Annotated in this window: 15 protein-coding genes; all 15 read left to right on the top strand. The window is 32.2% G+C overall.

What is annotated here, in order from left to right; genetic code table 11:
- The coding region (locus C1X07_RS23460; RefSeq protein ID WP_241507321.1) for a putative toxin at positions 1 to 1985 on the top strand (1985 nt) is incomplete at its 5' end.
- Between the two features lie 120 nt (positions 1986 to 2105).
- Positions 2106 to 2696, top strand: coding sequence for a HEAT repeat domain-containing protein (locus C1X07_RS23455; RefSeq protein ID WP_103072490.1), 591 nt, complete (start codon positions 2106 to 2108; stop codon positions 2694 to 2696).
- Positions 2697 to 2713: 17 nt separating this feature from the next.
- Entirely contained in the window at positions 2714 to 2926 is a 213-nt protein-coding gene (locus C1X07_RS23450) for a hypothetical protein (RefSeq protein WP_103072258.1), read from the top strand.
- Between the two features lie 189 nt (positions 2927 to 3115).
- Entirely contained in the window at positions 3116 to 3862 is a 747-nt protein-coding gene (locus C1X07_RS23445; RefSeq protein ID WP_103072489.1) for a hypothetical protein, read from the top strand.
- Between the two features lie 125 nt (positions 3863 to 3987).
- A complete protein-coding gene (locus C1X07_RS23440; protein WP_103072488.1) occupies positions 3988 to 4677 on the top strand; it encodes a hypothetical protein in 690 nt (229 codons plus the stop codon).
- The gene (locus tag C1X07_RS23435; protein WP_103072487.1) at positions 4678 to 5370 is read left to right on the top strand and encodes a fibroblast growth factor; all 693 of its coding nucleotides are present in this window, start codon (positions 4678 to 4680) and stop codon (positions 5368 to 5370) included.
- 129 nt (positions 5371 to 5499) lie between these two features.
- Complete coding sequence (locus tag C1X07_RS23430; RefSeq protein WP_103072486.1) at positions 5500 to 6273, top strand: hypothetical protein; 774 nt, start codon at positions 5500 to 5502, stop codon at positions 6271 to 6273.
- Positions 6274 to 6277: 4 nt separating this feature from the next.
- A complete protein-coding gene (locus C1X07_RS23425) occupies positions 6278 to 7198 on the top strand; it encodes a pentapeptide repeat-containing protein (RefSeq protein ID WP_103072485.1) in 921 nt (306 codons plus the stop codon).
- 2 nt (positions 7199 to 7200) lie between these two features.
- Positions 7201 to 7941: a pentapeptide repeat-containing protein gene (locus C1X07_RS23420; RefSeq protein ID WP_103072484.1), complete on the top strand. Its 741-nt coding sequence runs from the start codon at positions 7201 to 7203 to the stop codon at positions 7939 to 7941.
- Between the two features lie 249 nt (positions 7942 to 8190).
- On the top strand, positions 8191 to 8742 hold the full coding sequence (locus tag C1X07_RS23415; protein ID WP_103072483.1) for a hypothetical protein: 552 nt from the start codon (positions 8191 to 8193) through the stop codon (positions 8740 to 8742).
- 346 nt (positions 8743 to 9088) lie between these two features.
- The gene (locus C1X07_RS25500) at positions 9089 to 9256 is read left to right on the top strand and encodes a HEAT repeat domain-containing protein (RefSeq protein ID WP_128755384.1); all 168 of its coding nucleotides are present in this window, start codon (positions 9089 to 9091) and stop codon (positions 9254 to 9256) included.
- A 364-nt stretch (positions 9257 to 9620) separates the two neighbouring features.
- Positions 9621 to 10058 (top strand): hypothetical protein, encoded by a 438-nt coding sequence (locus tag C1X07_RS23405; RefSeq protein ID WP_128755383.1) that lies wholly within the window; start codon positions 9621 to 9623, stop codon positions 10056 to 10058.
- 109 nt (positions 10059 to 10167) lie between these two features.
- Positions 10168 to 10518 (top strand): hypothetical protein, encoded by a 351-nt coding sequence (locus C1X07_RS23400; protein WP_103072480.1) that lies wholly within the window; start codon positions 10168 to 10170, stop codon positions 10516 to 10518.
- A 23-nt stretch (positions 10519 to 10541) separates the two neighbouring features.
- Positions 10542 to 11285, top strand: a complete 744-nt coding sequence (locus C1X07_RS23395; RefSeq protein WP_128755382.1) for a hypothetical protein — start codon at positions 10542 to 10544, stop codon at positions 11283 to 11285.
- Positions 11286 to 11538: 253 nt separating this feature from the next.
- A complete protein-coding gene (locus tag C1X07_RS23390) occupies positions 11539 to 12783 on the top strand; it encodes a 3-deoxy-D-manno-octulosonic acid transferase (RefSeq protein ID WP_103072478.1) in 1245 nt (414 codons plus the stop codon).
- Positions 12784 to 12826: the final 43 nt, after the last annotated feature.

Genomic DNA, 12826 nt, shown 5'->3' with positions numbered 1-12826 from the left:
TTGCACTGGGTACAGGAGAGACCGAAACCAACGAATATGATGCTTATGGATTCCTTAAAAAAACAAAGGTTTTTATACAAAATGCCAATGCCAGTCATATCGAAAACACCTATGCTTTTAATGTACAGCGTGGTACCTTAACCAGCAGAACTCATAAAACTAATACAAGTGCGCATACGGGGACATATACAGAGGCTTTTGAGTATGATACACTGGATCGATTGACCAGGATTAATGGTCCTTTTGCAAAAAACCATACTTATGATAATTATGGGCGTATTACCAATAATTCGGCTATAGGAGGATTTGCCTATAACCAAGGGAGCAAGCGCTATCAAATGAAGGAGATGACCCTAAATGCTGCAGGAGCTGATTTCTATAAGAATAGAGCGAGACAACAGATTACCTATAATGCCTTTAAAAAACCTGTAGAAGTATACGAGGAAGGTAAAGGGCGTGTAAGTTTTGAATATGGTCCGATGAAAAATCGCACTCGTGCCTGGTATGGAGGATTACAAGAAGATAAAAACGCACGCAGGTATCATAAGCAATATTCTTCGATTATCCCAGCAGAGGTTGTACATGACAAAACAGAAAACAGTTATAAGTTTGTATTTTTTAATGGAGGTGATGCGTATAGTGCTCCGATAGCCAAAATTGAGAAGTTTACCAACGGAGCTAGTGATGGGGGTGCAATTTATCACCTGCAACGAGATTATCTGGGTAGTATTCTAAACATTACCAAACAGCTTGGCAGTGGTACAGCGACAACAGGAGAATTGGTAGAACGAAGACAATTTGGAGCCTGGGGTACAGTAGATGCCTATTGGGCAAAAAATGGCAGTACCAAGATGGGGTATGATAGCCTGCTGGACCGCGGATATACAGGGCATGAGCATTTCTTTGAGGTGGGGTTAATCCACATGAACGGGCGTATGTATGATCCTCAATTGGGGAGGTTCTTATCTCCTGATAATTATATCCAAAACCCGTATAACACCCAAAATTATAATCGATATGGGTATGTATTAAACAACCCATTGATGTATACCGACCCTAGCGGGGAGCATTGGGAAGAATCGAATCAAGAAGGTTCGGGTTGGTTATGGTATGCAGCCACGACAGGAACCAGTATTTATGAAAGCCTGAGAGGTGCACAGATTGGGCGTTGGCTAGGGACTAATACCAGAAGCATCGGTAGAGATATTAGCAGACCCTTTAGAGAGGTAGGTCGTTGGTTTAGAGGCTTGTTTGATCGCGGAGGAGAAGATATAGGACCCGTAATCACAGAAATACCACAGGATTATGCTATTGGTGATCCATTTATGCATTCAAACCCTGGAGTGTCTGAAGTGTTTATTAACGGAGGCGTTGCTTTTAGTTATGGTCAAATAAACAGTGTTTCACAAATGATTCAGGGAATAGCTACGATTTTTACTGATCCTTTATCATTATTTACATGGGATACATATTTAGGTGCAGTGTCCCAAGGATTAGGATCTGTTTTTCCTACACTTAAAACTTTCAGAACAAATGCAGAGATACAAAGAGCAGCTGCGACTGGGGATATTAACAATGTTTTTTATACCTTAGGGGGCATACATGTAGATGTTTTAACTGAGACATCTTCTATTATTCCAGCTCTTAGAGGTGCAAAGGCAGTATCAACAGCTGGAAAAGCTACAAGATTAGGAAAAATGGGAGAAGCAGCAGTTGGTATAGCTGGTAAAAAGACTAGGATACCATCATTATCTGGTACCGCAAAATTTAGAGTTCCCGATCAACTTAACAAATTCTCTTTAACCGAAGTTAAAAATGTAAAAAGATTAAGTCTGACAAGACAATTAAGGGACTTTTTTTTATATGCTGAACAAGAAGGGAAAGTTTTTATACTTTATACAAGGTCTAATACAATTTTAACAAAACCTCTTAAACGGTTAATTGAAAATGGATACATATTAAGACGTAATATACCTGGTTCATAATATAATGATTTGGTTTTAGGATAACCTATTGGGGTAATTTTGAAAATAAGAATATCTTTGATAAAAGATTACCCCTTGTGGTTTCCATTGAAATCTTAAACTCTTAAAAACTGTATTGATATGATAATGAATGAAAAAATTATACAAAATAGATTACTTCAGATAGGATTAAAAGTGGATAGTATTTATGATTTGGTTAATAATAATGAAAAGTATCCACAAGCAATTGAAACTTTAGTTAATTTATTGGATGAAAATATAGGCTTCACTCCAAAAATTACAGAAGGTATCGTTAGATCATTGGCCGTTAAAGAAGCCAAAGGCAAAGCAAATGATACTTTATTTAAATTATATCACAACTCAAAAAATGAACAGGATCTCTTTAAATGGGCAATAGGCAATACTATTCAAGTAATTGTTCAACCCAAAGATGAAGAAAAAATAATTAGGATTGTTAAGGACAAAACTAATGGGATGTCACGCCAAATGTTTGTATTGGCACTTGGCAAAATTAAGTCCAAAGCTTCTGAAAAAATACTATTGGATTTATTGGATGATGAAGATGTAACGGGTCATGTGATTTCTTCGTTAGGAAAATTAAAATCTAAAAAATCAGCTTCTAAAATTTCTAAATTCTTAAATCATAAAAATCCTTGGATAAGAAAAGAGGCGAAAAAAGCATTAGATAAAATAGGCTATCAGGAGATATAATTTAAAACAGAATAAACATGAAAAAAATTGGAGGTATTTTATTGATAATTTTTGGTAGTATTTTTCTAGTTTTTAACTTATTGTCAATACCAAGTTCTTTAATTTCTTTAGTTGACACTAATTATAATATAGCGTATTTCTTAGGATCACTATCAGTTATTTTTATTATGTTAGTATTTGGTGTACTTATGTTAGTATTAGGGATAAGACTTATTAGAAAAAGTAAATAACATTTTTAGAAAAAAGAGTTCAGGTTAATTTAAATAATCCTTAACAAGAGCTTTAGCACCGACCTTATTGGAACAGAATTAATCAAAATATGCTTGATGGTACTTATAATTAGGATGATTATGGTCAAATGCAAAAGTTATATTACACTGAGGTTAATTGTTATTTTTAGCTTGGTAACCATAACTATTATGAAAGCACAAGAAGGATATAAAGTATATGATAAAAAAGAGCTAGAAAAACTCTCAGACAAATTTAAAGGAGAGATGATAGACCAAATAGAATATAATTGGGCAATTGTGGAAAGGTTTAAAAAAACAGGAGAATTAGCTATTTTTCCGCAACTTGGAAATTACGCTATTCTTTTTAATTCTGAAGAAGCTTTCAACAAAATGGTTGAATCAAAAGTTTATCCTGTACCTCAAGAAACTGATTCTTTTTACGAAGAAGATAAACATTTAATTCAAGATTTAGATAAAGGTATGAACATCCTTATGGAAGAGTTTTTTAATCGACTTGGTATTGAACCCATTGATCTTGAAAATGCAAAGGAATCCGATTTAATTTTACTTGGTAATATTTTTAATAAGAAATATAAGGATGAAAATCTTGAATATAGGGATACTTATCTTTTAGGATTTTTTTTAGGAAACTATATGATTAACTTCATTGGTGAAGAACTAGAATGGTACTTGCATCGTGAATGTACATTAAACCCGCACTGGACTCCATATTTGAAAAAGAAAAATGATCATTGGAAGTTTAACTTTTGGAAACCTGTAGAAGATAATATTTATAGTTCAGAGGATATTGATTTACTTCGAATTATGAGAAGGGAGGTTGCCTTTTACAGAGGAATGGACCATATAGATGGAACTCCAACATTATCTCCAGAACATGCTGAGTTTTTAAGAAGTGGAAAGGTTGGTAATGATTAGATTTTAAGTAGAATTTTTAAAATTGATACAAAACAGCTATGATAGTAAAAATATTGTAGCTGTTTTTTAATTTGAAATAGTTTTTTAAAACCCTATTTAGAGAGGTAGGTCGTTGGTTTAGAGGCTTGTTTGATCGCGGTGGAGAAGATATAGGACCGGTAATCACAGAAATACCACAGGATTATGCTATTGGTGATCCGCTTATGCATTCTAGTCCGACAGTATCTGGGGTGTTTACTAGTGGGGGTGATGGATATTTTCCCGGGATACCAATAATTAATAGGTCAAATGGTACAATTAGTGCAAATCCGGAGTCTTGGGCTGAGAGTTGGGAAAGAGGTAATTTTATTCAGCAAACTATATATGGTATAGCAAACTCCTTTTCTATAGTAGGTCAGTCAATGAACCCTTTTGATGATCATGTTACATCACTAGCAGGAGAAGGACTTAATGGAACAGATAGAGGTGGCTACGGTGCTGAGGCAGCAGCTACTATTATAACTAGTGGAATAGGAAGAGGAATCACGCAAGGAGGTAAAACATTTGTCCAGTATAGAGCCGCTTATTGGTCGACTAGAACAAAACCAAAACTTGAACCTTTAATAAATACTAAAACTGGGCAGGTGTGGAAGCAATACATTGAACTACATCATAGGTTTATTCCTCAAAGATGGAAATGGGCTCCAAAATGGTTAAAAAATAATAGATTAAATTTACAACCATTAAATAGTTTAGAACATGCTTTAAAAGATCCCTATAGAGCAAGGTTCGCACCCAAATGGGTAAAAAAAATGTTTAACCTAAAATGGAAATAAATGCTAAAATTATTCAAAAGAAAAAATCGAATTAAAGAAATAGACTATACTTTTTTAAGTTTGATTTCTAAAAAGTTAGAAGCAAGTTATCCATATTTATTACAACAGGTTTCTAGTGATTTCATAATTGGGAAGAAGAAAAATAAGCTTGGAGAAATAGGTTCTTATACATTAATCTTGAATGCTAGTTTAGAATCAAAATTTTCAAATAAAAGTCTATCAAAATTTTTTATAATCGAAAAAATCAAAATTTGGAATAAGTTAAAGATGAAATTTGAAAATGTAGAATTACATATACTTGAAGGTATGTTAGCCGGCTTTAGATTAGAATCTGATTATGGAGATTTAGATCTTGATAAAATTGATATTCAAAATATTAAAGAGAAACACTTTAATAATCAAGACAAAGATGATCTTATTAAAATTCTTAAAATTGAAGACGAAAAGCTTTTAAAATTTATTGACCTAGAAAACACTTTTAAAATTGAAATTGATGAAGGAGATTTTTATGTCATTAAAGATTTAGAAGATGGTAATTATCTTGCAATGGATAAAAAAGGTGCTGTATATGGTATGATCCATGATCCATATGAGATAGAAAAGCTATATAATACCAAAGAATCTTTTTTTAATGATTTAGAGTTAGGTAAATTTAATATTGAAGAATATTATACTAAGAAGATGAACGGGTAAAATCAATAGTCTTTTTAATTAATAAAATGTTTTAAACGAGCAGCTACATCCTTTTTTTTGGTTGTAGCTGTTTTATTTGAAGTAGTTTTTTAAAACCCAATTAGAGAGGTAGGTCGTTGGTTTAGAGGCTTGTTTGATCGCAGTGGAGGAAGAGATATAGGACCAGTAATCACAGAAATACCACAGGATTATGCTATTGGTGATCCGCTTATGCATTCTAGCCCAACAGTATCTGGGGTGTTTACTAGTGGAGGTGTTGCTTATAGTGCTGCTCAAATAAACAGTGTTTCACAAATGATTCAGGGAATAGCTACGATTTTTACTGATCCTTTATCATTATTTACATGGGATACATATTTAGGCGCAGTGTCCCAAGGATTAGGATCTGTTTTTCCTACACTTAAAACTTTCAGAACAAATGCAGAGATACAAAGAGCCGCTGCAACTGGGGATATTAACAATGTTTTTTATACCTTAGGGGGCATACATGTAGATGTTTTAACTGAGACATCTTCTATTATTCCAGCTCTTAGAGGAGCAAAGGTAGCATCAACAGCTGGAAAAGCTGCTTCTACTACTAAAAGGTTACAATCTCATGTAACACGCGCTGCAAAAAAAGTAGATGCATTGGGGGATAAAGCCTTTACTCGAGGACAAAGAAGAGCTTTAAAGCGTAATCCATATCTAAGACCTGCATTTAGAGGTAATAGAATTGATGTTAAAGCACGAAGAATGATTGAAAACGACAGTAAATTAAATAACTTGCAAAGCAATTATAATAGAGGTCCTGATTTTGTCGATCCGGCTACCGGAAACTGGTGGGATATGACGACACCAGGTTCTTGGTCAAGTCATGTTAAAAAATATGGTCCTGGTGGAACTTTTTTAAATACACAATATTAGAAAAATGAGCAAAACACGTTTTCAAAACAGATGGGTAGAAGATGCTGCCAATAAAGAAGCGTTATTGAAAATCACTAAAATTGCCCAAAGAGGGGGTGTTCTTAAAAAAGAACACTCTCCTTATGGGATTACTGATAAAGGGCTGATAGATTTCAGAGGACTTCGATTAAGTGGAATGATCCTCAAAAAACTAAAGGTAAGTGATGCTGACATGTCATACTCTGACTTTTATGATACTTTCTTAGAACGTTCTCGATTTAACAATGTTGTTTTCCATCAAACCGATTTTTCGAAGTTCCGTGATATCGGGAATGAATTTACCAACGTTTACTTTTTAAAATGCAAGTTTATAGAAGCGTCCATCGGTTATAAAGGAACTAGGTTTCAATTGTCATTTCTCGAAGACTGTAATTTTAGAAGAGCCACTTTCACAAGGGCAGAATTTACCAATTGCAAAATAACTAATTGTAAATTAAACGGAATGGACTTATTCGGTTCTTCCTTTGAGAATAGTTCGTTTACTGGAAAATATCAAGATCTTTGGTTTAGAGGAGGATACCCACATTCTGATGATAGAAAAGAATTTGGGAAACCAAAGAAAAATACAATGCTGAATGTGTCATTTGAAGAGGCAACCCTTCAAGATATAACTTATAGTAACGATTGTGATTTATCTACCGTAATACTTCCAAAAAGTGGAAATTATAAATATTTTGACAATTGGGAGAAAAGACTTAGAGTTTTAAATGCTAAAATTAGCAAATGGAATGAAGGCGAGAGGATTGAAGCAGATATATTTGTAAGTTCACTTTTAGTCGATGCGGATACTCAACCGAATTATATATTAAATATTGATTTTATAGAAGAAGAGTTTGGAGAAGAACTCACAACAAAAATGATTAGTGAGTTAGAAAATGCTCTGTAAAAATGAGTAAAACAAAATTTCAAAACAGATGGGTAGAAAATGCTGCCAATAAAGAAGCGTTATTGAAAATCACCAAAATAGCCCAAAGAGGGGGTGTTCTTAAAAAAGAACACTCCCCTTACGGGATTACTGATAAAGGGCTGATAGATTTCAGAGGGCTTCGGTTAAACAGTATGGATATCAAAAAGTTAAAAGTTAAGGATGCGGATTTATCATTCTCAGAGTTTCACGATACATTTATCGAGCGTTCCAAATTTAACAATGTTGTTTTTCATCAAACAGATTTTTCAAAATTCCGTGATATCGGGAATGAATTTACCAACGTTTACTTTTTAAAATGCAAGTTTATAGAAGCGTCCATCGGTTATAAAGGAACTAGGTTTCAATTGTCATTTCTCGAAGACTGTAATTTTAGAAGAGCCACTTTCACAAGGGCAGAATTTACCAATTGCAAAATAACTAATTGTAAATTAAACGGAATGGATTTTTTCGGATCCTCTTTTGAAAATTGCTCTTTTATTGGTGAATATAAAGATTTATGGTTTAGAGGAGGATACCCTCATCCAGAAGACAAAAAGGATTTTGGAAGGGCAAAAAGAAACAAAATGAAAAACGTATCGTTTGAAGAAGCAACATTGATATATCTACTTTTAGTAATAACTGTGATTTGTCAGCAGTTAAACTTCCAAAAACAGGTGTATATAAATATTTCGACAATTGGGAGAAAAGACTCAAAATCTTAAATTCCAAAATCAGTAAATGGAGTGAAGAAGAATTCAAAGAAGCTGACGTTTTTATATATTCAGTTTTAGTTCATGCCAAGACGCAACCTAATTACATATTAAATATTGAGGAGACTGAAAAAAGGTATGGGAGGACACTTACAAAAAAAATAATGTTTGAATTAGAAAATGCTCTATAGAAAACAAATTCGACCAGTAGAGCATTTATTACTAATACCAAAATCACAATAAAAACTAAAAAGTATAGCAATGAGAGGTAAACAAATCATGTTTCATATTTTGAAAGAAGATATTTCTGACATTATTCAAGAAGTTGAAACCGAATTTGATGTTAAATATTTTAGAAGAGGATTATTTGACAATAAAGATATTATTACTCATAAATCACTACTAGAAGACTCCAGTATTGGATTCGCTCGTTCTGGTGATTGGAATGACTTAGACGCCTATTTAGTTATCCCAAATGATACTAAGTTAAATGTTAGAGATATTCCACAAAGAAAGGGAGGAACTAAATATGCTGTTGATCAATTAGAGAACCCTAAATCGGTTGAGATTAAACTTGGAGGAATATATAAGAATGGAGATCAGGTTAATATCGCAGGAAGAATTGGAACCGTTTCAGACGATCCATTCTCCAAACAAGTTTATAAATCTTTTGTCTCAAAAATCAAAAAGAAATTTAAACGAATTGGATCTTTCTATATTGGTCCAAAAGCCGAAGAGAAACTTCGAGAAGGGTGGCGTTTAGTTACCAATGAGAAAATGTCAAAAGATTTTGATTTACCTGTAATCAATTAATATTTATGTTAACCAAGTTGTCTTTAAAGACAACTTGGTTTTTTCATTTTTAACTTTTATTAATTTCTTAAAATGATAAATAACAGTAAGAAGCACAAAGAATATCTCCATAAAGTATGACTCAGGATTGATAGGATAGAACCTTGTAAATACAAATCCTAAGAATCCCTTAGGGATTCTTAGATCACTTGATATTAAAAGAAGTTATGGCAGAGCTAACGATGTCCTATTTTCAGTTATATGGAAATAGCTCAAACCTTTTAGGTTTTTTTAAATTAGTTATTGCTCAGCCTATAAGATGAATAAAAAACAATTTATATTGCTATAGACGACTGTTGCTGAAGAAATATTAGTCAATTTATTAGATGATGAAGATGTAACAGCTCATGTAATTTCTTCATTAAGAAAATTAAAATCTAAAAAATCAGCTTCTAAAATTTCTAAATTCTTAAATCATAAAAATCCTTGGATAAGAAAAGAGGCAAAAAAAGCATTAGATAAAATAGGCTATTAGGAGATATAATTTAAAACAGAATAACCATGAAAAAAATTGGAGGGATTTTATTAATAATTTTAGGTAGTCTTTTTCTAGTTTTTAACTTAATGTCTATACCAAGTACTTTAATTTCTTTAGTTGACACTAATTATAATATACCTTATATCTTAGGATCACTATCAGTTATTTTTATTATGTTAGTATTTGGTGTACTTATGTTAGTATTAGGGATAAGACTTATTAGAAAAAGTAAATAACATTTTTAGAAAAAAGAGTTCAGGTTAATTTAAATAATCCTTAATAAGAGCTTTAGCACCAACCTTATTGGAACAGAATTAATCAAAATATGCTTGATTAGTCAAAAAAATACAAGATTATGTTTTTGAAAAAAAAAGTAGGACAACCCAAAAAAGGTTCTTTAAATAAAATAGAGGAAAAAATTCTTGATTATTTATGTGATAATCTAGATGAGAAGAATTCTAAAAAGATCATTGAACAATTAGAGTATTTAGTAAAAATACTTAGGTTAGATTATACTAATGATACCATTACTGAACTTTATCCAGAAAATTTAAATGAGTTACCATCAGAAATTCTATTTGAAAGAAGAGAAGAATTTCGGCTAGCACATTTAAAATTTATGATTAATGAGGAAGTGTATATTAGTAAGATTAGAGCAAGTCTAGGTATTCTTTTTGATATAAAAATAAGACCTATCCCTCCTAAAAAAGTAGATTTTAGTTCAAAATTTGAGTTAATCCAAATAAAGCTGGAACCAAACCTTGATACTAATATTCATGGAAGAAAAACAAAAAATTAACATATTCTAATGTTAATGATAAAACCGTCTAAAAACATTTGGACAGTTTTTTTTTGATATCTTAAACCATTAATAAAGGATGCAAACTTTTTGTTTCACCGTTACTCATATGAGTAATAAGAGATTACAATTTTTTCCCGGTAATAATTATGTTGAAGTAAAAACTAAACCTGTTACTTTAACAGGGCAGATACAAACATTTATAGAGGAACTAGCTCAAAAAGGAGCCGTTTCGGGCCTTGCTAATCATCCGACCAGTTTAACTTTTGTTACGCCTGCAGATATTCATATAAGACAAGATGTATTTCGGGCAGCTAATCAAGCCATACGAGGTCCAGAACAAAAAGTGATTCATATCACAGCTTATTATAAAATGACAGGTGGTCGTATGCGATTAAGTTTTAGTACATCAGATAATGCATTTGCGCATTATTTTTCTAGAGATGTTTTTCTATATTAGTAATACTATTATTTATGTTAATTATGAAAATTAATTTTATATGCTTAGTGCTTTTTATGAATCAAAGCTTTGAAGTTCTTAAATCAGGAGACCCAAGAATTATAGAGATGCTCGAAAGTCATATTTCTTCTGAAGTTTGTGAGTTTAACAAGGCTAACATTTATGAATTACCAGATAACAAATATCTTGTGATACCACAGGAGCCAGGTAAATATAATTTATTGTATTATTCTAGAAGTGAATTAGATAAGCATATCGCAGAACAGTATTTTCCTGTTAATGATTATGAGATGGATGATTTAGTTGAGCCAGAAAAGAAAAATATCGAAAACATTGCCGAAAATATCCATATTTATATAGATTATATTGAGCAAAAGTTTGATATACAAGGTAGTTTTTCTGATAACACATCTTATCTGTTAAAACTTAAACGTCTAGATCAGAAAATTCAATCTTATGGGGTTTCCAAATTATTAGAATATGATATTCTGGCAATTGGATTATATCTTAATGAAATGTTTAGATTAGATACAAAGTTAATATGGAATCTTGAAAAGGTTTATAGTTTAAATCCGTATTGGTATCCAAATCTAGTCGATCACAATGGTCTTAAATATGACGTTGCAGGCGTAATGTATAAGTCATATTTTGATTATAACTATATAGATGTAATCCTACATTACAAATTAGAAAAAGCCAAACTTTTGGGTTACGAGCCTTTTTCGGAAGAGCATTTTCTGTATTTAAATTCAGATACACTAAATTGAAACTAAAAAACTTACTTTTTCTAATGTTAATGATCAAACCGTCTAAAAACATTTGGGCGGTTTTTTTGATATCTTAAACCATTAATAAAGGATGCAAACTTTTTGTTTCCCTTATTGTTCTTTGAAAAAGTAGCAAATCCGGAGTCTTGGGCTGAGAGATGGGAAAGAGGTAATTTTGTTCTCTTTTTAGGGGATTACATTATGTTTTCGGACAAAGAACTGTATTTTAGCAATTCATATAAAATCATTACTCTTGGGTAGTTTGTATAATATCTTTATTGCTGTTTTTAACGGGATACTTCCTGTTTTGAGACTATTAAGTCCTAAGCTAAAATTATTTGTAAATGGAAGAAAAACGGTTTTTCTGACTCTTGAGAATCATTTTTCTAAAGATGACCGTGTTTTATGGTTTCATTGCGCATCTCTGGGAGAGTATGAGCAGGGAGTGCCCGTTATGGAAGTCTTGAAAAAGAAATACCCTAATCATAAATTGCTGGTGACTTTTTTTTCGCCATCGGGTTATGAAGTAAAGAAAAACAGTACTCTGGCAGATGTTATTGTGTATCTCCCTATTGATACCAAATCGAATGTAAAAAGGTTTGTACAATGCGTAAAACCGGAACTGGCAATTTTTGTGAAGTATGAATTTTGGCCTAATTATTTAAAAGAATTAAAAGCAGAAGGTATTCCTGTAGTGTTTATATCCACAGCATTTAGAGAAAATCAGGCATTTTTTAAATGGTATGGCGGATTTATGAGAAAAGCATTACGAACTATAGATCATTTTTTTGTTCAGGACAGTATATCAGAAGGGTTAATAAAGAACCAGGGTTTTAGTAATGTTACACTAAGTGGAGATACTCGGTTTGATAGAGTTTCGCATCAGATTGAAATGGATAATTATGTTGACTTTATTTCAGAATTTGTTAATGAGAGGCTTTGTGTAGTAATAGGAAGCTCCTGGTCAGAAGACGAGGAGGTTTTTATAGATTTCATAAACAACGCTTCTGATCAGGTATGTTTTATTATTGCTCCTCATGAAATAAAAAATGGTAATGTAAATACTCTGAAACAAAAAATTAATAAGAATACTGTTTTGTATTCTGAAAAAGAAGGGGTGTCCCTAAAAGATCAGCAGGTATTTATTATGAATACGATTGGGTATTTGTCCAGAGTATACAGCTATGGAGATATCGCCTATGTAGGTGGTGCAATGGGAACTGATGGGTTACACAATATCCTGGAACCAGCAACTTTTGGAATGCCAATCATTATCGGTAAGAATTTTGAAAAGTTCAGAGAAGCTAAGCAGCTCCAAAAATTAGCAGGGTTATTTTCGGTAGCAACGGCAGATGGGTTTAATGAGGTTATGAATAAACTTACAGAAGATAAGAAATTTAGAGAAAAAACAGGAATGATCTCTGGGCATTTTATCAATAGCAATACTGGTGCTACGGCTATGATTGTAGATTATTTAGAGACAAAAATAAGGGGTTAAATAAACGGATGGGTTAATCTTAACTTTATTTTTTCCGTTAGAA

The sequence above is a fragment of the Aquimarina sediminis genome (genome assembly GCF_002895435.1).
GTDB classification, from domain to species: Bacteria; Bacteroidota; Bacteroidia; order Flavobacteriales; family Flavobacteriaceae; genus Aquimarina; species Aquimarina sediminis.
The sequence above is the reverse complement of the archived record's forward strand: the minus strand, read 5'-3'. Positions and strand labels throughout refer to the sequence as shown.